This is a genomic window from Maribacter spongiicola (assembly GCF_004364165.1).
In the GTDB taxonomy this organism is placed as follows: Bacteria; Bacteroidota; Bacteroidia; order Flavobacteriales; family Flavobacteriaceae; genus Maribacter; species Maribacter spongiicola.
Map to the genome: position 1 here is coordinate 1080575 of NZ_SOAY01000011.1, position 23123 is coordinate 1103697.

Annotated in this window: 23 protein-coding genes; 6 read left to right on the forward strand and 17 right to left on the reverse strand. The window is 36.0% G+C overall.

Going from position 1 to position 23123, the window contains the following annotated elements:
- Positions 1 to 62 precede the first annotated feature (62 nt).
- Positions 63 to 3458 (reverse strand): ThuA domain-containing protein, encoded by a 3396-nt coding sequence (locus CLV90_RS13150; protein ID WP_133687922.1) that lies wholly within the window; start codon positions 3456 to 3458, stop codon positions 63 to 65.
- A 136-nt stretch (positions 3459 to 3594) separates the two neighbouring features.
- On the opposite strand from CLV90_RS13150, the gene CLV90_RS13155 reads away from it, so the two are divergent.
- The 4 genes from CLV90_RS13155 (at position 3595) to CLV90_RS13170 (ending at position 7807) form a co-directional block, all read left to right on the forward strand.
- The gene (locus tag CLV90_RS13155; RefSeq protein WP_133687923.1) at positions 3595 to 4188 is read left to right on the forward strand and encodes a YdeI/OmpD-associated family protein; all 594 of its coding nucleotides are present in this window, start codon (positions 3595 to 3597) and stop codon (positions 4186 to 4188) included.
- 128 nt (positions 4189 to 4316) lie between these two features.
- Entirely contained in the window at positions 4317 to 5084 is a 768-nt protein-coding gene (locus CLV90_RS13160; protein ID WP_133687924.1) for a CDP-alcohol phosphatidyltransferase family protein, read from the forward strand.
- Between the two features lie 34 nt (positions 5085 to 5118).
- A complete protein-coding gene (locus tag CLV90_RS13165) occupies positions 5119 to 6549 on the forward strand; it encodes an amidohydrolase family protein (protein ID WP_133687925.1) in 1431 nt (476 codons plus the stop codon).
- A gap of 13 nt (positions 6550 to 6562) precedes the next feature.
- On the forward strand, positions 6563 to 7807 hold the full coding sequence (locus tag CLV90_RS13170; protein WP_133687926.1) for a metal-dependent hydrolase family protein: 1245 nt from the start codon (positions 6563 to 6565) through the stop codon (positions 7805 to 7807).
- Positions 7808 to 8040: 233 nt separating this feature from the next.
- Here CLV90_RS13170 and CLV90_RS13180 read toward each other — a convergent pair whose 3' ends face one another.
- The 5 genes from CLV90_RS13180 to CLV90_RS13200 form a co-directional block, all read right to left on the reverse strand.
- Entirely contained in the window at positions 8041 to 8664 is a 624-nt protein-coding gene (locus tag CLV90_RS13180) for a DUF998 domain-containing protein (RefSeq protein WP_133687928.1), read from the reverse strand.
- 66 nt (positions 8665 to 8730) lie between these two features.
- The gene (locus CLV90_RS13185; RefSeq protein WP_133687929.1) at positions 8731 to 9999 is read right to left on the reverse strand and encodes an NAD(P)/FAD-dependent oxidoreductase; all 1269 of its coding nucleotides are present in this window, start codon (positions 9997 to 9999) and stop codon (positions 8731 to 8733) included.
- Between the two features lie 132 nt (positions 10000 to 10131).
- Entirely contained in the window at positions 10132 to 11034 is a 903-nt protein-coding gene (locus CLV90_RS13190; protein ID WP_133687930.1) for a sterol desaturase family protein, read from the reverse strand.
- Between the two features lie 50 nt (positions 11035 to 11084).
- Positions 11085 to 11717: a hypothetical protein gene (locus CLV90_RS13195; RefSeq protein ID WP_133687931.1), complete on the reverse strand. Its 633-nt coding sequence runs from the start codon at positions 11715 to 11717 to the stop codon at positions 11085 to 11087.
- 41 nt (positions 11718 to 11758) lie between these two features.
- The gene (locus tag CLV90_RS13200) at positions 11759 to 12184 is read right to left on the reverse strand and encodes a VOC family protein (RefSeq protein ID WP_133687932.1); all 426 of its coding nucleotides are present in this window, start codon (positions 12182 to 12184) and stop codon (positions 11759 to 11761) included.
- 336 nt (positions 12185 to 12520) lie between these two features.
- On the opposite strand from CLV90_RS13200, the gene can reads away from it, so the two are divergent.
- Positions 12521 to 13162 carry a carbonate dehydratase gene (can, locus tag CLV90_RS13205; RefSeq protein ID WP_133687933.1) on the forward strand — a complete coding sequence of 214 codons (642 nt, stop codon included), beginning with the start codon at positions 12521 to 12523 and terminating at the stop codon, positions 13160 to 13162.
- Between the two features lie 26 nt (positions 13163 to 13188).
- Here the strand turns inward: can and CLV90_RS13210 are convergent, their stop codons facing one another.
- From CLV90_RS13210 to CLV90_RS13255, 11 genes are all read right to left on the reverse strand, one after another.
- Complete coding sequence (locus tag CLV90_RS13210) at positions 13189 to 13734, reverse strand: pyridoxamine 5'-phosphate oxidase family protein (protein ID WP_133687934.1); 546 nt, start codon at positions 13732 to 13734, stop codon at positions 13189 to 13191.
- A gap of 52 nt (positions 13735 to 13786) precedes the next feature.
- Positions 13787 to 14272: a hypothetical protein gene (locus tag CLV90_RS13215; RefSeq protein ID WP_133687935.1), complete on the reverse strand. Its 486-nt coding sequence runs from the start codon at positions 14270 to 14272 to the stop codon at positions 13787 to 13789.
- Positions 14273 to 14441: 169 nt separating this feature from the next.
- Complete coding sequence (locus CLV90_RS13220) at positions 14442 to 14654, reverse strand: hypothetical protein (protein WP_133687936.1); 213 nt, start codon at positions 14652 to 14654, stop codon at positions 14442 to 14444.
- 9 nt (positions 14655 to 14663) lie between these two features.
- Complete coding sequence (locus tag CLV90_RS13225; RefSeq protein ID WP_133687937.1) at positions 14664 to 14984, reverse strand: hypothetical protein; 321 nt, start codon at positions 14982 to 14984, stop codon at positions 14664 to 14666.
- A 116-nt stretch (positions 14985 to 15100) separates the two neighbouring features.
- Positions 15101 to 16210, reverse strand: a complete 1110-nt coding sequence (locus CLV90_RS13230) for an alpha/beta fold hydrolase (protein WP_133687938.1) — start codon at positions 16208 to 16210, stop codon at positions 15101 to 15103.
- A gap of 172 nt (positions 16211 to 16382) precedes the next feature.
- The gene (locus tag CLV90_RS13235) at positions 16383 to 16901 is read right to left on the reverse strand and encodes a RidA family protein (protein WP_133687939.1); all 519 of its coding nucleotides are present in this window, start codon (positions 16899 to 16901) and stop codon (positions 16383 to 16385) included.
- A 326-nt stretch (positions 16902 to 17227) separates the two neighbouring features.
- The gene (locus CLV90_RS13240; RefSeq protein ID WP_133687940.1) at positions 17228 to 17407 is read right to left on the reverse strand and encodes a hypothetical protein; all 180 of its coding nucleotides are present in this window, start codon (positions 17405 to 17407) and stop codon (positions 17228 to 17230) included.
- A gap of 185 nt (positions 17408 to 17592) precedes the next feature.
- A complete protein-coding gene (locus CLV90_RS13245; protein ID WP_133687941.1) occupies positions 17593 to 17775 on the reverse strand; it encodes a hypothetical protein in 183 nt (60 codons plus the stop codon).
- A gap of 114 nt (positions 17776 to 17889) precedes the next feature.
- The gene (locus tag CLV90_RS19300; protein WP_166638581.1) at positions 17890 to 18048 is read right to left on the reverse strand and encodes a hypothetical protein; all 159 of its coding nucleotides are present in this window, start codon (positions 18046 to 18048) and stop codon (positions 17890 to 17892) included.
- A gap of 89 nt (positions 18049 to 18137) precedes the next feature.
- On the reverse strand, positions 18138 to 18836 hold the full coding sequence (locus CLV90_RS13250; RefSeq protein WP_133687942.1) for a hypothetical protein: 699 nt from the start codon (positions 18834 to 18836) through the stop codon (positions 18138 to 18140).
- A gap of 88 nt (positions 18837 to 18924) precedes the next feature.
- Positions 18925 to 22155: a S41 family peptidase gene (locus CLV90_RS13255; RefSeq protein ID WP_133687943.1), complete on the reverse strand. Its 3231-nt coding sequence runs from the start codon at positions 22153 to 22155 to the stop codon at positions 18925 to 18927.
- Between the two features lie 248 nt (positions 22156 to 22403).
- On the opposite strand from CLV90_RS13255, the gene CLV90_RS13260 reads away from it, so the two are divergent.
- Positions 22404 to 22997 (forward strand): methyltransferase domain-containing protein, encoded by a 594-nt coding sequence (locus CLV90_RS13260; RefSeq protein ID WP_133687944.1) that lies wholly within the window; start codon positions 22404 to 22406, stop codon positions 22995 to 22997.
- Positions 22998 to 23123: the final 126 nt, after the last annotated feature.

Consider the following 23123-nt stretch of genomic DNA (forward strand, 5'->3'; position numbering starts at 1 on the left):
CGCCTTTAAAAATAAAAAAAGCCCGCTATATAGCGGGCTTTTCAATTCTATGTATCAGAGTATTATTTAAAAATAGCGCCTGTCAATGCTATTTGAGAAAGTTCCTTACCCTTTTCTCCTATAAAAGTTACATAATATGGTCCGTCACCTGAAACTGTTCCTGTAATCGGAATAGTTATCATAGTGCCCTGAGAACCTTCCGGTTGAGCTGGTAATTTACCTGTGCCAATTACTGGTCCGTCTACCGTGTTTTCATGTATTTCGAAATCAAAGTACATGTTAGGTGGTGCTTGCCACCCTGCGGTTAGCGAAACAGATTTCACACCTTTTAAAGACATGTTCTCTAACATAAACCATCCTGTAGACTTACCGATAAGTAAAAGATCCATTCCCCCAAACTGCATTGCTTGCATTCCGTCCAATTTCATTTTGTCATTGAACTTTACGGTACTACTTGGTATTACGACAGTTTTAGAACCTGTTAACGGTATAGTACCTTCGGCACCAGCATCTGTATAACTGGCAGTCAATACCAACATATTACCCGGTGCAGAAGACGCTGCTGTAATTGTTCCCTTAGCCGGTAACGATTTTACTTTTTTATCGTCTCCATTTAACGAAAGAATATACAATGCAATCTGTCTAGATTCATCTGAAGTAACATTAGGGTGTGCTGGCATGGTTACCTCACCCCAAACTCCGGTGCCACCAGTAACAATTTTACCTTGTAGGTAGGCCAATGCATCACGACGCTCTTTGTACTTCGCCGCAACATCTTTGTAATTAGGACCTATAGAAGCTTCTGCCTCTTTATGACATGTTTTACAGTCCATTGCCTGCGTTAACGCTTTTCCTGTTACTGCTGCAGAAACTTGTTGGTGACCCATATTCATGGCTACCTTATCCATCCCTTCTAAATAATCAACACTTACAAAAATATTACTTGCATCGATTTCAGTACCATCAGGATCTGTTACCGTAACATTATAGGCAATTTTCTGACCCGGCAAGTAAAAAGCCGGTGCACTATCACCTAACGATATGGCAACTTCTGGCCTAGAGTTACCAGCAACAATACTTGTACTTTCACTAATTGCCTCTTCTCCTTTATCATCTGCAACGGTTACTTTCAACTTATAAACACCAGTATCTGCATAACTATAGCTAACCTTTGGTTCTGTAGTTTCTTTGGTGTCGCCGTTACCAAAATCCCATATATATTTAATAGCATCATCTTCACGATCACTAGCTTCTACTGCAGCGTTAATGGTCAACGGGGTCTTACCTGCTGTTTCGCTAACGGTTACTTCATTGATTAATGGTGGTCTATTTCCGCCATTGAATTCGATATATCCTAAAGCAGAATTTGCATTTTGTGAGAACCAACCACTACCGTATTCTAGCAGGTAGATTTTACCGTTAGGGCCGACTTCCATGTCAATTAGGTTATTCACTTTTACATTAGGTGCAAAAGGTTCCATTTTACTGAAATCTCCGTTTTCATCTAAATGCACGACGAACATCCAACCACGCATCCAATCATAAATGATCACCTTACCGTCATAGTAACTTGGTAGTTTCTCATCACCTTCAAACATATCTGAATAGTATGTAGGACCTGCCATTGCATTTCTACCACCTGTGGTAGTTTGCGGAAAATCTTGAGAATCGTCATACGGGTAATACACATACGCCGGCATTGCAGGCGGTAATTCTGTTAACCCTGTATTATTACGAGAGTTGTTTATTGGTTTTTCTGGATCAAAAGCTTCTCCATTTTCACCTGTTTCGTAATTGTAGGCCTTATAGGCGAAATTGTTACCTATAAATAAAGGCCAACCAAAATTACCTGCCTTTTTGGCCTGGTTCATTTCGTCATATCCTCTCGGTCCTCTAGTGCCTAAACTATCTGCTCTTGCATCAGGACCAACATCGCCCCAATACACATATCCCCTTTTCATATCTACAGATATTCTATAAGGATTTCTATGACCCATAGTATAAATTTCAGGTCTCGTTTTATCTGTACCTACCGGGAATAAGTTTCCTTCAGGAATGTCATACGTACCATCTTCTTTTACTTTTATTCTAAGTATTTTACCACGCAAATCGTTGGTGTTCCCTGAAGAACGACGCGCATCAAATTGTTCATGACCAGGGGTGTCGTTTAAAGGTGCAAATCCATTATTTACATACTTTTCGTTTTTCTCATTAAACGGAGTTGAGTTATCTCCCGTTGAAAGATATAGTAAGTTATCTGGACCAAAAGCTATGGAACCACCGGTATGACAGCAAATTTCTCTTTGACTGTCCACATCCATAATTACTTGCTCGGACGCTACATCGAATTTACCGTCGGCAAACTTAAATCGTGATAAACGGTTTACCCACTTATCGCCTGTTGGTGCATAGTACAGGTATATCCAATGGTTATTTGCGTAATCTGGATCTTTTTGCAAACCCATTAATCCTTCTTCCGCATTTACACCTGGTGTGTTCAATGTTTTGCTATAGACATCAAGTTTAAGCACCTCGCTAAGTTCTTTTGTCTCATTATTGTATAACATAACCTCACCCCTACGTTGTGCTACCAATACGTTTCCGTTAGGTAGAACAGCCATTTCTGTAGGTTCAAAAAACTGACCTTCGCTCAATGTAACTTTGGCAAAACGATCAGCTTCTGGTGGAATTTGAGAAGTTACTTTAGAATAATCTAAATTTAAGTTTTCACCGATGGCATATTGAATTCCGCCTAACAAATGCTTTATAAACAAATCTTCGGTAAAACTGGCGTCAGCATGTCCACCTCCTGTGTAAAATGCGCGTCCGCCGTCAAAATCATGATACCACGCAATAGGATGAAAATCTCCGTTTGCACCGCCTTCATAAGTTGATTCATCTAAAGTCATAAGAACGTTTATGTCGGGATTGATGTTTTTGTAATTATACAATTCATCAGTTCTATTCCACACCGTATCGGTAAAAAACTGTGTAGCAACAAAATTCTTGTCCTTTACAATAAAATCTGCCGTTGGCATTCCCCTTGGGTGACTCAAAAACTGAGCTCCTGCCAAGTCATTGTACCAACCCCAGTCATATTCGGTATCTGCCGCAGCATGAACACCTACGTAACCTCCGCCTGCTTGAATATAGCGCTCAAAAGCGGCTTCTTGAAATTGATCAAGTACGTTACCAGTAGTGCTCATAAATATTATCGCAGAATACTGCTTTAGATTTTCATCTGTAAATAGTTCGGCATTCTTGGTCGTATCGACCGCGAATCCATTTTCTGCGCCTAACTTTTGAATAGCAGCAATTCCGGCAGGTATAGATCCATGTTTAAAACCCATAGTTTTTGAGAATACTAAAACCTTAGGTGCTCCCTCTCGTTTATTGCCACCACAAGAGACAATAATAAGCGCAAAGCCCAAAAGCAGCGCAATAAAAATTTTTTTCATACGTAAATTGTTGTTGTTGTTGTTGTTGTTCAGTTGATTTAATAATGTATAAAAATAGTTCGAGTTACTTTATTTACCAATACTTTGTATTAATCATTGTACATTTAATGTAGATTATTAACCATTTAGTACTATTATGCTAAATATACCCGAATTATATTTTAAAAATGACATCGAATTTAAAGATTGGATACATAATAACCATTCTGAGCATAAAGGTATACATTTAATTTTCTACGCTGTTGCCCACGAAAATGAAAGTATGCGATGGGAAGAAGCTGTACAAGTTGCACTTTGTTATGGGTGGATAGATAGTACGGTAAAAAGCTTAGGCGATGGCAAACGAAGACAATACTTTTGTCCACGAAAACCAAAAAGTGTGTGGAGCAAAGTCAATAAGAAGTATATAAAAGAGCTTAAAGCAAATGGCAGAATGCATGCTGCGGGATTGGCTTCAATTAAAATTGCAAAAGAAAATGGTTCTTGGACCTCTTTAGACGATGTAGAAAATGGAATTATACCTGAAGAACTACAATTAGCTTTCGACAAAAACCTTGATGCATTTAGCAATTTTAAAAACTTTACACATAGCCAACGTAAAAGCTACTTGTACTTTTTAAACCAAGCTAAGCGTCAAGAAACTAAAACTAAAAGAATCAAAGAGATTATAGACCATTGCGCTGAAAATATAAAATATAGAAATGGTGGTGGTTGGCAAACTAAGAAATAGTTAAAAGCATTGTATTTCCATATACAGTCATACTTTTCTAATTGTTAATTAAACCTTATTTTTGCAATCCTTTTGTGGTGTACCAAGCCAACGTGTTTCCGTTATTGGTTTTCCCGAAGATGTATTACATGTCTAAATTACCTAAAGAACATCAGTTCTTAGATTTATCTGATTACGGTAGACCTTTTGCTTTTTTAATTGCCAACCGTTTAAAAACAACCATATTTACACCATTACACGTTACAATGGCCTTTACCTTCTGCGGAATTTTGGCAATTGTTTCTATTTTGAACGGATTTTATTGGTCGGCCTTTCTTTTTCTAGTTTTAAAATCTATTCTTGATGCTGCAGATGGCGAACTTGCACGATTAAAGAATACCCCCTCTCATATTGGTCGGTATTTTGATTCAATTTCAGATTTTATACTAAACCTGCTTTTCATGCTTGCTGTTTGGCATATTACCAATACCGATATATTTTTGGTGCTGCTAGCATTCGTGGGACTGGAATTACAAGGAACGCTCTACAATTACTATTATGTAATTTTAAGAAATAGACATGATGGCGATAGCACCAGTAGAGTATTTGAAAATAAAACCCCGAATGCATTACATGGCGAAAATCAACAAACCGTTAATTTGCTATATAAGATTTATAGCTATTGCTATGGACCATATGACCGAATCATCTATAGCCTTGATAAAAATGCCATAAAAGGAAAGTATCAACCTAATTGGTTAATGACAGCGGTTTCTACATTTGGGCTTGGTTTTCAATTATTACTCATTGGGCTGTTTTTAGTGTTGGGTTTAAAAGCCTATATCATCCCCTTTTTTATAGGATATAGTCTACTAATTTTTGTTTTTATTTTGGTCAGACAATTATTAAACAAGTAATTATTTTTACCTTTCTGAATCAACCAAAAGCAAAATGAAAATTTCTATTTTATTGAAACGGACTTGTCTAGCGTTATGCTGCTTAACATTGCTTTTATCATGTAAATCTGAGCCGAAAATCACCTATGATGTCATTATAAAAAATGGCAACCTTATTGATCTCGAAGATGGTTCTGTTTCTATTTCGAACATTCTAATTACCAATAATAGAATTGTCAAGATAATTGCTGATGCTGATTTGACCAGTATTGAAGCCGAAACTATTATTGATGCAACAGGTAAATTTATTGTACCTGGATTTTGGGACAACCATACACACTTTAGAGGTGGTGATTCTTTAATTAATGCCAACAAGAACTTCTTGAAACTCTTTATGGCAAACGGAATTACAACGGTTCGTGATGCTGGTGGCGATCTTACCTCGTCTGTTTTAGAATGGCGAAAAGCTATTGCAAACAATGAACTCGTAGGACCTACCATTTTTACATCAGGACCTAAGATTGACGGACCAGGTGGTACTTGGGCTGGTTCTTTAGAAGTGGATAGCGACGAAGATATTACTAAGGCTTTAGATTCTCTACAAGCCATACCGTCTGATTTTGTAAAAATTTATGATAGCCGTATTTCTGGCGAGAATTACATAAAGGTGATACAGGAAGCCGAAAAGCGTGGTTTAATAACATCGGGTCATATGCCTTTTACCGTAGAACTTGACGCTACTATTGATGCTGGTATTGATGCAGTAGAACATCTATATTATATTATGAAAGGCTCTTCTGCTCAAGAGAAAGAAATCACACAACAATTAATTAATAAAGAAATCGGATTTTGGGATGCCATGCCCCTACTCCAATCTTCATACTCAGACTCCACGGCTTTGAAAACATTCGAACATTTAAAATCGAAAAATGTGTTTGTAGTACCTACCCTGCATATTGGAGGAGTGCTCAGCTATTTAGATGAAGTTAATCATTCTAATGATGCCTACTTAAAATATATGAGTGACGGAATTCAGCATACGTATAAAGGTCGAATTGACCGTGTAAAATTTGCTAGTGAAAAGCAAGTTGCCGACCGAAAAGCTTTGGATCGATTCTTTGGTGAACTTGCACTTAAATTGAATGAAAACGGAGTGTCTCTTTTGGCAGGATCAGATAGTGGGGCATATAACAGTTATACCTACCCTGGCATTTCTTTACACAAAGAAATGGAAGCCATGGTCGCTACTGGAATTTCGCCGTTAGATGCACTTAAATCTTCCGCTTACAACGGTGCTAAATTTTTAAAACAAGATTCAGATTACGGAACCATTTGTGAAGGTAAAATTGCTGATATTGTTTTACTCAATAGCAATCCGTTAGAAAATATTAAAAATACCCAAGACATCTTTATGGTACTATCTAATGGAAATCAGCATACCAGAACGGAATTAGATAACTTATTAAATTCTGCCATTGCCAACTAAACAATCTACTTTCATGAAATCAATAGTATTTTTCTTCTTATTCTCTGTAAGCCTATGTTCTGCTCAAACACTCTTAAAACCAGACCAAGTCTTTGACGGCACCGAATTACATACCAATTGGGTGGTTTTAGTAGAGGGAAATCAAATTACCTATGCAGGAAATGCGAACGGAATAACACTACCAGACAACACCACAGAAATAGATTTGACTGGCAGCACTTTAATGCCTGGCATTATTGAAGGTCACTCTCATGTTTTATTACACCCATACAATGAAACGGACTGGAATGATCAGGTGCTAAAAGAGTCTCCCGTTGAACGTGCCGTTAGAGGTACCGTTCATGTAAAGAATTCTTTACTGGCCGGTGTAACCACCATGCGAGATTTGGGTGCTGAAGGTGCCGGTTATACTGATGTATATTTGAAGAAAACTATTGATAACGGAATTATAGACGGTCCACGATTATTGGTTGCCGGTCCGGCTATTGTTGCTACAGGAGCATACGGTCCAAAAGGATTTCATGATGGCGTAACCGTTACATTAGGTGCTGAAGCCGCAAGCGGAGTCGACCAATGCATCGAAACGGTGCGTAGACAAATGGGTAACGGTGCCGATATAATTAAAATTTATGCGGATTACCGCTGGACTCCCGGTGCCGATTCTAAAGCGACATTTTTACAGGAAGAAATTAATGCGATGGTTGCGACCGCTACTACAGCAGGAAAATACGTGGTTGCACATGCTGGTACTCCCGAAGGAATGAGAAGAGCAATTCTTGGTGGTGTTGAGACCATTGAACATGGTGATGGTGGTACGCCTGAAATTTTTAAGATGATGAAAGATAAAGGTATCGGACTATGCCCTACCCTTGCCGCTGGCGATGCCATAACTCAATACAGAGGTTGGAACAAAGCGACAGACCCAGAACCTGAACGAATTCAACAGAAACGCAAGTCTTTTAAAATGGCATTAGAATCCGGAGTGCAAATTGTTTTTGGTGGTGATGTGGGTGTTTTTACACACGGAGAAAATTATCGTGAAATGGAATTGATGGTCGATTACGGAATGATGCCTTTAGCTGTCTTAAAATCTGCTACCTCTGGCAATGCCAGTTTGTTTCATTTAAATCAACTAGGAAGCTTAAAAAAAGGGTTTTTAGCTGATATTATTGCCGTGAAAGGAAATCCGATTGAGGATATCTCAGCTGTTAAAAATGTGTCTTTTGTAATGAAAGATGGGGTTGTTTATAAGGAGTAGTTGTTGGTTGTTGGTTGTTGGTTGTTGGTTGTTGGTTGTTGGTTGTTGGTTGTTGGTTGTCACTTCGCTTTCGCTCAGTGACCTTTATAGCATGTCATAGCGAGCAAAGCGTAGCTATCTGTTATTTTGGATCACGTTCACTTCGGCTACGCTCAGTGAACTATAAATTGCATACGTTGTACTTTGTACTTAATACTCTTTACTTAAAACTTTGTATTCGATACTTAATACTATTATCTCGCATCCTCTCCAATTCTCAACGCACTTGAAACCATAAAACCTATAAACGAAATCTCTATAACACGCTGTAAAACGCCTCTGTAATCTGATTCTGGATTGGAGAATAATATGAAGATAAAAATTCCGCTGATGATAGCTGTAGCCATTGCTATTTGTGATAATCTATTATAGCCTTGAAATTTCTTTAATCCAAGTCCAATTGCGATAATACAAATCGGCAGAAAAATATAAGTCAACGACGCCATTGCGTTATGTATTAATTGTGAAGTACTCGAAACCATTAAGTTGGTTGGACATCCTGCATCACAAGGGAATAACCCAACAAGTGTGGTTCCTAGACCATAGAAAATTGATAAACCAAAAAAGCCTGCTTTCACTAGTTTTGACTTTGCAAGAAAACTTGGTGCACTAAAACAAAAAATGGTAATTAGAATTCCACTAGGTACATATCCGAAGTACTGCAAATACCAACCATATTCAGTATCAGCCGCAAAAGATTCACTTATATATTGACTTACTACACTGTAATCATCAATTAATAACGGACCTACTATCGCAGCAATTGCAAATAAACTAACTCCTAAAATACCTATATATGCTACTAATTTATTGTTCATTCTGTCTTTGATTGGTTGCTTGTTCGACGACAGCGTGTATAGAATGTTACAGTATTTAAAAATATTTTAGAGCTGACCGTCGCTATCTAACGCATTCATTACTTTAACAATTTCTTCCTTTTCATATCGTAAAGGGTTAAAATTTGCGGCATATTCTGGTAAATCTAGTTTATCAAAAATATAACTAGCACATAACTTACCTGCTGCACAGGCGCTCATTGTGCCATACCCGGCAAGTGCACCCACTACATAAACATTGTCCACTTCAGTTTGCCCAATAAGCGGCCAGTTCTCTTTTGTTCTGGTATAATACCCTGCATATTCAATTAATGGCGTTGGAATATTATTTTCGTACGCTGATAATTCTGGTATAAAACGACTGGCTCCTTTTAACACCACTTGCGGAAAAAATTCGAAACTCGGTATTTCGAATGACGGTTCACTTTTTTCTGTTTGAAATGCCCAACCCAATTTAATGCCCTCTGTTTCTGGTTTAATATGGAGTCCACCAGGGAATTCATTCAACAACCATGTGTATTTCTCATCCGATTTAAAAAACTCCAACTCATCTTCAGACCAATCTAAATACTGCTTATCGGCATAAATGGTAAAAGGCATGTCTTTAGGTATGATTTTATTGGGGTCTGGTATGATAAATTTTCGCTGCAGTGTGTTCGAAATAGGAAATTGAAATCCAAACATATTTGCTATGGTATTTAAAAAAGGACCTGAAGCAATGACTACTTTATCAGCATCGACCGATTGTTTTGAATCTAGTACAACCTTAAATTTATCAGCGCTTTTTCCAATATTTGAAATTTCACCATCTACTAGTTCAAGCCCCATTTTCTTTGCTTCTTTCAGCAATAAAGTACCCAAATCGTACACATCAATTTTACCCGCGTTCTTAATTCGAACTACTTTCTCTATTTTTTGATCGAAATACGGAAAGTCCTTTTGAATTTTAGCCTTATTTGTATACTCTTCTAAATAACTAGTAGAATTTTCTTTGTCACCAGAACCAAAAATAGGATTATCAATATCGTGACTAATAAAATTATAGCCCGAATTTTTCATTTCAAATGAGTCAACTCCATATTCAGTTTTGAGTTCTTTCATTAACTCAATGCTGTCACTAACAAACTGACGCATATTCTTCTCTGGCCAGTAATCTCTAAAATTTTCACCAGACTTACTTGTCGTGAATGATAGTGGTTGATTTTTATCAATTAAGATTACATTACAGTCCTTTCTTTCTTTTAAAATATAGTATGCGGTTGCTACTCCTGCAATGCCAGCTCCACAAATGGCAATAGTTTGTTTTTCGTGTATCATATTTAATCTTTAAAAGATTTTTAATTTCGTTTAAGAAAGGTACTTAATGCTACACACCAACCTATTCAAGATAGGCAATATCACTATATCCATTGAATCTCTAAAAAATATAACTAATTTTAAATCAACTCCTTACAAAGAATCAGATTTGTTATTCTCTTCCCACTCTCTTCTTAAATCTGTTGATAGAATACTGGTACCATCATGTTTCCACCCAGGTGGTTTAGTTAGATATTTAAACCTGTTTGACAATGTAGTTTTTGATGTGAAGAAATCACCCAACATCTTGTACCATTCTGCAAAGGCAATTTTAATTGGGTTATACGTATTAATGTTCGCTACCAAACCATAAACGGGCTTTTCAACTTCTGGCTCGAAGGTGCCGAATAATCTATCCCAAATAATAAATACTCCGGCATGATTTCTGTCTAAGTACTGCGGATTGGTTGCATGGTGTACCCTATGGTGACTGGGCGTATTAAAAACGGCTTCGAACCACTTGGGCATTTTTTTGATCATTTCGGTATGTATCCAATATTGATAGATAAGACTGACGGACATCTGTACCAATATCATTACAGGATGAAAACCGATAAGCACTAAGGGAGTCCAAAAAATGAAGGTATAAAAGCCGCCAGACCACGACTGTCGTAATGCGGTGCTTAGATTGTAGTTTTTAGAGGAATGATGCACCACATGGCTCGCCCAAAAAAATCGGCTGACATGGCTAGTTCTATGAAACCAGTAATAGCATAAATCTTCCGCGAAAAGTAAAATTAACCAAGACCACCATGCAAAGGGAATTTCAAACAGATGATAAAAATTATACAACAGATAAAAGAAGCCTAGCGCAATGCCTTTAGTAATCAACCCTATGGCTACATTACCTAAACCCATAAGAATAGAAGTGCCGGCATCTTTAAACTCGTAGTCATGAAGTTTCATCTTAACCGATAGAATGACTTCTAAAATTACGGTAACCGTAAAAAAAGGAATGGCGTAGTGAATTAAATTGGGGATTTCAGGAATTTGCATGGCTAGTAATTAGTCTCTTTAAAGATAAAGATTAATAACAAAAGGTGCACTTACATCTTTTTCCGTTTTTCAATCTCGAGGGCTCTTTTATAAAAATCTCGAAACTGTTCTTTATTATATTTCGCGCGCATAGCGCATAATACATCAGGTAGACTTAGGCTACACCAATCCCACAACATGGTATCAAAATTATAGGCATACATTTGATTTTTCACCTCTTCCCTTATCGTATCTACTTCATTTGCCGTGAATCCGTTTTCTAGTAGTCGCTCTAAAGCGCGTCGTTCATTTTCTTTAGTAAATTCTGTATCTAGGTAAGGCTCTAAAATCCAATCCCAGTTCCAACTTTGCGTTATTAGTCTAATATTGTTACTTTCAGCGAACTGCTTCAGTTTTTCTTTATGTTCTGCGGAAGCAAAAATGATATCATCTTTGACATGAATTTTGCACACCGTAAAATCAACCGCCATGCATTCAATATCCATTGCAGAAATTACAGCTGTAGGGTATGCGATTGATGGCTCAAAAGGATACTCGCTTATTATGATATCCTTTTCTCCTATTTCAGATTTACCGATACCGCACAACAAATTTTTCAATGTAAAAATGTTCTTAGAACTACTAAAACCTGTCAAAGGCATTTCACCTTTAAAATTGAATATGTTTTTAAGATACTTCCACATGTTTTAGTAGAGATAAAACGACTAATTTATTGTTGTTTTTGTTATTGTTGTTGCTGTTGCTGCTCTTGTTGTAGATTTTTAATTGGCTCTAATAAATCCCACAGGTTCCCATATAAATCTTCAAAAACAGCAACCATACCATAAGGCATTTTCTCTGGTGAACGCACAAACTTAATTTTACGTTCCATCATTTTGTAATAATCCCTCCAAAAATCATCAGTATATAGAAACAGAAAAACGCGACCACCCGTTTGGTTACCAACACTTGCCAATTGTTTTTCGTTAGCTGCTTCTGCCAATACTAACGAACATTCTTTAGACCCTTGCGGAGCTACTACGACCCAACGTTTACCATCGCCCAAGTCGGTATCTTCAATTAGATTAAAATCTAATTTCTTGGTGTAAAATTCAATGGCTTTATCGTAATCACGGACTACCAATGCTACACGTGCTATGGTCTGTTTCAAAGTGTTCTTATTTTTGTGGATATTAAAAATACCGCTTATAAATTAGTTATCGCTGTAATATGGTTTTAATGAATTGCGACGGGTTTAAAATTTGCTATTTAGACCTCTTATTATCCATCTCATGAATTATTGATATAAGAACACTTTTTACCCACCGCTTATTTTTCATTTTAATTCTAAGGAAGAGCTTACCTTTAATAATTAGTTTCTATGAGAAGGAGATCGACACATAAATATGGAATACGACTTTTCATTTCCATTTCTGAATAGGAAAGTTTGAAAGAATAAATCCCGAATGTTTTATTGAGAGCGCCGGCATAGTTTAAAGAAAAGAATATGGAATCAGATTTTTATAAAAACTTGATCGATAATAATAAAAAATGGGTAGCTGCTAAATTAGATAGCGATCCCAATTATTTCAAGAAATTAGAAAAAGGTCAGTCACCACCATTATTATGGATCGGCTGTTCTGATAGTCGCGTACCTGCCAATGAAATAATTGGAGCCATACCAGGTGAGGTTTTTGTACATAGAAACATTGCAAATATGGTGGTACACTCAGACATGAATATGCTTAGTGTTTTAGACTATGCTGTAAATGTGCTGAAAATTAAACATATAATCGTGTGTGGACATTATGGTTGCGGTGGGGTAAAAGCTGCTATGGGAAGCAAGTCTTACGGCTTGGCAGATAACTGGATCCGTCATATTAGAGATGTATACAGACAACATCAAAAAGAGTTGGGAGATATAACTGATGAAGAGAAAGCCTTTGATCGTTTTGTCGAATTTAATGCTATGGAGCAGGTGTATAATCTCGCTAAAACTTCGATTGTACAAAATGCGTGGGAAAGAGGTCAAGAACTATTTTTACATGGATGGGTATATGGTGTGGGTACCGGAATCGTAAAAGATTTAGAGGTTAATTTTAGCTGTAATTCTCAATTAGAAGAGTTCTATAAACTAGGGATTATATGACCAAAGTTTAATCACAAAAAGAACTATTAATCTTTAAGAATATTAGTTTCAAATCCGTCAATACTTTTGGTGTTTTTGTTTTTCCAATATTCTTTTATTTTATCCTCTCCTTGCTTTTTAGACCAATCATTTAAGGTTGTTCGCTCTTCTTTAAAATCCATGAAAGGAACTGCGAAACCACACGAGGTCTGAACCAAATCTACTTGCATTTCAATAATTTGTCTTGCTCCTGTATTCACTGGAAACTGGTGTACATATTCAGAAAATTCTTGATCTCTTTTATGGAATATTTTCGCCGTACCATATAATCTTAAAATGATAGGTTTCCCCTCAAAAGCACAGAACATAATCGTCATTCTATTATTCTTGAGTAGATGAGCAGCTGTTTCATTACCACTACCAGTAAGGTTCAGCCAAATAATTTTATTGCTATCAATTACCCGAAATGAGTCCGTTCCCTTTGGGGACACATTTACATTCCCCTCAGCAGCAGCCGTACCCACAAAAAATATCTTTTGTTTTTCTATGAATTTTTGTAAATCGGGAGTGATGGATTCTAATTTCTTTCCCATGGTTTCTTGTTTGGTTGATGATTGTCCTAATTTACTACCCTTAAAATGGTTATCATAACCTGGCTGTCATTTTTCCTAAATTAATCTTCTCTGCTTTAGTAAAGTTGATATCACGTACATACTCCATTTCACCCCATAAATAGGTATTACCTTTAAGTCCTTTGGTCATTCGCATTCTGCGGTTGAGTCGTTTTGTTTCTTGTTCGGTCGCTAATCTTCTTTCACCAAGCTCACCATATAATTTTATAGCGGGATAGTCTGAAAATTTTTCTTTGAACAATGCTCTAAGCCAAAATAGACGACTACTATTAACCCCAAGAAGACATACATTTTTATTCGTTTTTGCATGTAATGGTAATTTCTTCGGAAACTTTTCGAAATAGAATCCTGTTTGATTATCATTCAAAAACAACGAACCAATTGGCGTAACAGTCGGGTTGTACTCCGTATCTACAGATGCTATTGAAATATGAAAATTAGAACTAAAACTCTTATTGAAATGGGTTCTTATCTTCTTCCAGTCTTGAGTAATTTTCATTTTTATTATTTTACTAAAAATTAGAATAAACGCTTAAATCTTAAGACTTACTCCCTAATTATTATTTAAACATCCTTTTGTTCAAAAATAATTTTAAGCAACTGGCTTTTCCGTTCTGCTTATACAAAATTTTTAAAATTCAATGATAATTTTTTAAAAAAGTAGTTAATTAATCTTGAATAACCCCCTCAATTTCCTTTTGTAATTCTCTTTCCGAAACCATAATATCCTGCATCATTAACATTATAAGTTCTTTTTTATCAATACTGGTGTCTTTTATATTTGGATAAAGGAAATTCATTAAATATTGAGTTTTTGATAACAATAACTCTTTTTGCTCTTCAATATTTGCAAAAGCGGAAACCCTGTCGTATTCAAGCAACTCAATTTTTTAACTAGAAATAGCTTTCCATGAACTAATTCTAATTTGGGGAATTTGAACTCCATTCACTTTCATCATTACATCAAAAATAGAGATTGTATCATTCTTTTTGTAAAAACCTAAAGTGTCGATAAGTGTTTGCTGTTGTGGCATTTTTTTCTTGATATCGTCATTGCTTTCTATCAATTCCTTATCTATTGATACAAATATTTTATTAATATAATTTGCATCTTTCCGATTTTCGTTCCAATTGTTGATATAAAGCGCTATCAAAATACCGACAATAATTGTAAGTATCTCTTTGAAAAATTCCATGATAGTTTTATTCATTTTATAAGTTTGGTTAGTTTTAAAATGCTATCAATTTATAAAGCCTTATTTCCTATTTAATCTGCGCTTTATCAATTAATCCAAATACCAATAAGATTACAGTGATAATAAAACATTTACTTTTTCAATATTTCATTGATATATATTGAACGATATTTTTCTGGATATTCTATTTGCACACCGTGTGTACCATTTTCAAATAGAAACCACTTTTTAGATGGTGCAACAATGGAATCAAAATAAGCCTTTGCTACAGATGTTTCGGTAAAATGGTCATTATCGCCTTGAAATATATAAACTGGCACTTTAAATTCAGGAATATCCCGCATTAAATTAATATCAATTGCGGTTGATTCTAGAATTTTAGATGCTGGATAATAAGATTCGGGACTATTCAGCATATCGGTAAATTTTTCTTTGAACGTCAAGCCATTATCCATGAACATATCTTTAAGAAATGAATAATCGGTATCTAATTGTAGAGGTGCATATTTCATAACGATACTTCGTTCTATTTCAAAGGCTTCCGTTACGGTATTGTTTACATTATTTGAATAAGGTGGTCTTCCTATTTCTTTTAATTGAGAAATAGAAAGAGTGTCATTATATTTTTCGGCTTCTGACATTGCAAAATCATAAGATAGTTCTTCAGAAAGCGATTGATTCGCCATGAGACCGCTACCGATGTAAGCATGATATAACTCAGGATTTTTTTGAACCATGTAAGCAGCCACAGCTGTGCCCCATGATAAACCTTCTATATAAATTTTATCTTTTTTGAATGTTTCTTTTAAATGCTTTGATAGTTGTAAACCATCATCTACAATATTATTTAAGGTAATTGATGAATCAGATATACTGTCATTATACGCTAGTCCTGAACCTCTTTGATCCCAATAACATACCGTAAATAAATCTTCCAAATCAACTCCTGTGAGTTTATAAATTACAGGTAAAATTGGCGCTCCTGGTCCGCCATGTACAATTAAAAGTACAGGGTTGTTTTTGTCTTTTCCTCTAATGGTAATTCGTTGTGCTACACCATTGATAATCATATTCTCGTGCATTGCAATACTATTGGCAAGCACATTTCCATTTTCGTCTACAAAAGACTCTTCTTTTCCAGAACTATTGATTCGGATAACCAATAAAACAACTAAGATAAATGCAACTAATATTCCCAGTAAAACCAAAAACCACTTTCCTATTTTCTTTACTATTTTCATATGAACTTAATTTATTTTATGGTTGTTCTTACTTCTTTTATATCAATTAGTTACAAGTTAAATTAGCGATTATTTTCGATTTACCACGGGCGTAAGCAATTCCGAGTGGATTAGGACATAGTCGAATCTGTCGTAATTGCGGTCATACATTTTTGTTCTGCTGTCGTACTTTTTATTCCAATTTATGTACTTCCAGTTCTATTTCAACCATAAATTCCGGAAGTGCCAATCCTTTTACTTCTAGCCAAGAGCCTGTTGGAAATCCATTTTTATAAATTTCAGCACGATATGCTGATTTTTCCAACATTTGTGCCATATCAGTAGTAAAAACGTCTTCTTTTACAACATCGTCAAATGTGCAACCAAAGTGTTTCAATATTTTTTCCAAATCAGCATAACAGTTCTTCATCTGCTGTTCCATATTGCCAATAGCAGTCGGATTTCCCTCATCATCCATACTTACAGCACCAGAAATTTTAATGCTATTCCCTATTTTCACAGCGTGAGAATATCCGTAAGCTTTTTCAACTTCTGGTCGCAATAGAAAATATTCAGGTTTCTCGGGTTCAACAATTAGCTCTTTTACCACTTCTTTAGTTTCCTCCTTTTGTTTTTGTTCACAACTTTGGAATACAAAAGCCATTGCAATAAGTGTTGCGATTAATGTCAATCGGTTGGATAGTATTTTCATAATTCTGTTTGTTTAGTGCCTACATTGGTCGGTTTTCGGCTTTCCCGTTCATATTATCCGTTTCGTTTTTCAGTATGAAGCACGAGGCTTGTGCTAAACGTAGAGGGGAAGTAAGGAAACTTTTAGCTTCCGCCTGCCTGCCGGTAGGCAGGCAGGCGGATGACGCTAAATCTTATTGTTTTGCTTTTTCTTTTTTGTTCCAAAGCTAAATCCATAAGATTTGGCGACTTTAATATTATAAACAGATTATTTGGTTTTACTCAAAAACCCGCATTACGTTTAGGTATTGTTACCAAACGTTTTTCGGACTAGTTTTTTAACTCGTGTTATTCGTCTTTTAATTTATTAATTTTTTTATAATTCGTTAAAGCAAGACCAGCACCGACTGTTGTGCCAGAAATTCCTATAAGCGTTTTGCCCCAATATAACAATGCAATTCCTGCTATCATTGAAACAATACCTAATAATATGATTCCTTTAACTGCGTTTTGTTGTCCCTTCTCCATTATTTAGTGTTGTTTGTTTTAATTCCATCTACGTTTAAATTCTGCTATTTTTGTCAATTCAGTCTGCATATTTTTGTTGAGTCCAGAATCGTAATTATTTGCACCGAGTAAAGTCCGTATGCATATTTTTGGTAGGTCTTTTTCTGCAATTTATTTCAATAGAGTTAAGGTTGTAATTATTCACTCTAACTTTCAGATTTTTTCAATTTAAAATAAGCTGAAAAAGCTGAAATACTAAAGAACATAAACACCAAAGTCATTATCCAGTCAATATCATATGAACTATCAATTAGATAGGCTATGATATAGTAAAGAAAACCTATGCCGGTTAAGATTCCAGATATTAAAAATAAAATTTTCTTGTTCATAGGCTTGGTTTTAATTGATTGTGCTAGTGTTATTCCAAAATGTTTAGTAACAATAAAATATAGTCACCAGCGGCTATATCCTAATTCTATATTTTTTTTTAAAAAAAAGCATTTCTACTCCACCTCCTTCATTAACACCTCAATAGATTTCTCCAATTGCTCATCAACGCCCTTGGCGATTACTTCTGGTTGATTTTTAATAATGATTTCTGGGTTGATTTCATTTTTTTCCATCCATTTGCCTGCTTTGTTTTTGCCACCTTTCGATTTCACAATTTTTATTAAATCCATTAAAACAACTATTACTTTCGAGTGTAATTATCTGAATAAAATTGCTAGAAATTATATTAAATTTTCACTTCTTATAGGTTTAACTCTTCTTCAATTTTATTTCTAAGCAATTCAATTTTACTATTGACATCATCATAGTAATTTATCATTGACTCCCGATTAATTTGAATTTGCCACAGGTAGGTTGAAAACAACTGTTTTTCTTCATCGGTCAGCTTTAATGGAAATTTTAAATTTTCAATATCTCCATTTACGGAAAATTGAAAATTCTTTGATAACATTTTATTTATCTCTTCAGAATATTTGTCTTCAAACTGCATTTCAGGAGAATCCTCTTCTAATCGTTTCAAAACATAATAATCATATTCATAAAGTGATATTATCTGAAATCTTAAAGAATCGTTTTTTATCAATTCCAACCCCTTAGATTTTAATGTTTCATATCCTGCTTTATTCTGGACTGGAAAAAAGGTTCTTGTTAAAGTAACGTAGTAGACTGACAAGGTATCTAAGTTTTTTTCCTGTTCATTAATTATTCTACGCCAATAATTACATGCTTTTATACCTGTTTCATGCCCGCTTACATTATTTTCAATATCCGCTATATCCTTCAATAAACCGCTCGACATTTCTCTCAATATTTTTGTTTCTGCCTTTTGGTCTCGACGATTATCGTTCCAATTATTAAGTGCAAATGCAGAAACAACTGCAATAAATATTGAAATAAATTCAAATGTATATTTCTTCCAATTTTTAATATTAAACTTCATTATTCTAATAGGTAATTAGTTTAGTCAAAATTTACACCTGACTATGGAATATAGTCACCAGCAACTATATTCCTATTTTAAATTATTTCTACTCCACCTCCTTCATCAACACCTCAATAGATTTCTCTAATTGTTCATCAATACCTTTTGCAATTACTTCCGGCTGATTTTTAATGATAATTTCAGGATTTGTTTCATTGTTTTCCATCCACTCGCCTGCTTTATTTTTAGCGCTTACAGGTACAACGCCCCAAACACCACCATTGGGCAATCGCTCCCAACCAGCAAAGCTACACGTACCTGGTACTGGCATTCCTACGGTTTTACCGATCTTTAAATCTACATAGCCGCTTGCAAAGCAAGAACCATCGCTGTACATAGATTCGTTGAACATTGCCAAGGTTGGCTTTGTCCAACGAGAGGTTGGTTCGCCACCTACTACCCTATCTTCGGTTTCATAAGACAAAAATGGTATACCGGTAAAAAACATAGCCAAATCTGCCACTAGATCTCCGCCACCATTAAAGCGGGTATCTACAATAACTCCTTTTTTATCATTGAATTTACCCAGCATTTCTTCATAAATGGTACGGTATGGTCCGTCGCTCATGCCTGGTATATGCACATACCCCAATGTACCGTTACTCTTTGCCAATACTTCCTTTTCATTATTCTTTACCCAACGGTCATATAACAATCCGTTTTCTACACGCAACGAAATAGGTTTAACGGTAAGCTGTTTTCTCTTGCCTTTATCATCGACAACATCTAACAAAGTAAAGTTCCCCGCAATACGGTTTAAGTAGAAAGCGGCATCAGTAGATTCGGCTATAGTTATTCCGTTAATTTTCTCGATTATTGCACCTGGTTGAATATCGAATCCTGCTTTGTCTAATGGTCCGCCTTTAATGACTTCCGTAATTTTTAATCCGTCACCATTATGGCTGTAGTCTATAAAAACACCTAGCGATGCTGTTTGATCGCCGTTATCAATATCATCTGAAAAACGACCTCCGGCGTGACTTACATTCAGCTCACCCAACATTTCTGAAATCATTTCAGAGAATTCATAATCATTACCAATATGCGCCAAGTATTTCTCATATTCTGTACGTATGGCTTCCCAATCAATGCCGTGAAAAGTAGAGGTGTAAAAGATTCCGTTTGTTTTTAGCCAAATATGGTCAAACATAAACTTTCGCTCTGCATCGGCATCTAAAACCATTTCGGCATTTAGTTTCACCGGTTCTGTTTTAGCGGCTTTTAAATCTATTTTAGAGATTTTTCCATCAGATAATAAAAATAGATTTTCCTGCTTGGCATCCCAATGTAACGTTGCTGATTTAGCTCCTAAACCTATCAACATTTTTGTGCTTTTGGTGCGTATTTCTGTTTCCCAAAGGTTATAGTCCTTCTCAAACTTGCTAACGTAGTATAGCTTTTCCCCATCCTTAGAAAGTACGGCATCAGATAATTTTGAGGAGTGTATGGTAAGTCGTGATTTTCTTCGGTCTACATCCTCCAAATCAAACTTTAGCGATTTCACTACTTTTTCCTCAACCTTCTTATCCTTCTTCTTTTTATCGTCATCATCAGCGCCTTCTTCTTTCTCTTTTGCCGCTTCTTCTATCATCTTCAATAAATCATACTCTTCTTTGGTATTATTGAATTTATCCCATGATTCTTGGGTCAAGAACATGGTATACACATCGGTTTCAAATGAACCGCTAGTGGCATAACTTTTTAGTCCGTCACGGTTGGTAAAATACATAATCTGACTACCATCATTCACCCATTTAGGTGAAAAATCATAATACCCACTTTGGGTTAAGTTTTTACGCTGTTTACCATCTTTTGAAATCAACAAAAGCTCAGAGTTATTCAACGATACACTCCAGTCTATCAACAGCCACTTGCTATCTGGACTCCATTGGTAATACTGATCACCGTCTCGCATATGAATAACTTCATCAGGAGTTAAAATGGTCGTAACCGTCTTTGTTTTTAGGTTCTTGACCTTCAACGTTCTTCTATCTTCCATATACGCCACATAAATACTATCTGGCGAAAATTCCGGTAAGTAGATATCATATTTTGAGGTCACCAAAGTATCTTCTTTTATCAATGTAGATGCAAAGAAATAAGGTTCTTCTTTTCGCACTTTAGTTGATTTGAAAATGCTCCATTTACCATTGCGTTCACTTGAGTACGCGACCGATTTACCATCGGGCATAAACTTTACAAAGCGTTCTTGCTCTGGGGTATTGGTGATACGTTTTGTCAACGAACCATCTACAGATGTTACAAAGACTTCGCCCCTACTTATAAAAGCGATTTCTTTACCGTTGGGTGCTACATCCATTTCTTGAACACCACCGTTAACGGACACATATTCTATAGGATTGCTGTCTTCTTGTGTTCTAACTATTATTTCTACTTTCTTAGCACCTTCACCTGTTTTTAGCGTATAAATTTCGCCATCGTAACCAAATGCCAAGGTATTATTGCCAATACTTAATGAGCGTACCGGGTGTGTCTTAAAACTAGTATGTGACGCAATTTCAGGTGCACCTGTCAATGATATTGAAAAGACATTAAAAGAGCCTTCTTGCTCACTTAAATAGTAAATAGCACTACCATCTTTTGAAAAAACCGGATTACGATCTTCCCCCTTAAAGCTTGTGAGTTTTTTATGTCTTCCGGTGGATGGGTCATACGACCAAATATCTCTGGTAATGGCAGATGTATGATGCTTTCTAAACTCGTCTTCGTACCCTTTTTTATCGTGATATACCATTATAGTTCCATCCGCATTTACTTGCACATCTTCTACTGGAACGGTCAATACCTGATCTATCCTTCCGCCATTTACGGGAACACTATATAATTCTGGTTGTGAACCTGTCGGGTATTGGCGATGCTCGGCAATATCTAGTCGATTTGCACCAAAAAGAACGGTTTTATCATCAGCAGAGAAACTATAAGGTTTTTCGTCATTGCTATGGTAAGTCAATCGTGTTGCTTCACCTCCTTGGGCATCCATCACATAGACATCAAAATTGCCATATCTGTTCGATGCAAAGGCTATTTTTTGTCCGTCTTTACTCCATACTGCTTTATAATCATGTGCAGAATGATAGGTAAGCTGCTTTGCCACACCACCATCTGAAGGTACCGTAAATAAGTTGCCTTTGTAAGTAAATGCTATAGTAGTGCCATCTGGAGAAATAGATGGGTAACGTGCCCATTGGGGATTAGTTTGTGCCGTACAGACATAAGTTAAGCATACCGCGATTGCAGTTAAAAAAGAGTATTTCATACGTTTACTTTGTTGGTAGTTAGTCTGTTCTAAAGATAGCAAAATGGTTCGTTTACTACAATCAATCTATGATCAATGGTATTGATTTCTACATACTTTGCAAAAACTGATCAAATCTGATTAATTTTACTCGATAATCGCGTATTTTAATGATGCGACGCTCATCGAAACATAAATCATATTTTCAAGTAGATACCTCTTAGTCTTGTCACAACGGTATTTACTAAGATATACAACACACAATTTTATTGAAAGAAGAACAAGATTACTGGACGCAACGCTACCAAAAACAACAGACCGGTTGGGATATTGGCTACCCCTCTACGCCCATTAAAGAATATGTTGATCAATTAACAGATAAAACCATTCAAATCTTAATACCCGGAGCCGGAAATGCCTACGAAGCGGAATATCTGTGGAAAGCGGGATTTAAAAATGTTCATATTCTAGATATCTCTGAGATTCCGCTGAAAGAATTCAAAAAACGGAATCCCGATTTCCCGGATGCTAATATGCATCAAGCAGATTTCTTTGAGTTCAAAGGTCAGTATGATCTTATTCTTGAACAAACTTTTTTCTGCTCTTTTGTACCCACCGATGAGAATAGAAATGCCTACGCCAAGCATATGTCCGAATTACTAAAACCAAAAGGAAAATTAGCGGGACTCTGGTTTGAAATTCCCCTAACCGGCAACATGGAAAAGCGCCCATTTGGCGGAAACAAAGATCTGTACACCAAATATTTATCACCCTATTTTAAAACGATCACTTTCGATTCTTGTTATAACTCCATAGCACCACGACAAGGCAATGAGTTGTTTGGAATTTTTAAGGTTCGTTGATGGTTGTTGATTGTTGGTTGTTGGTTGTTGATTGTTGGTTGTTGGTTGTTGGTTGTTGGTTGTTGGTTGTTGGTTGTTGGTTGTTGGTTGTTGGTTGTTGGTTGTTGGTTGTTGGTTGTTGGTTGT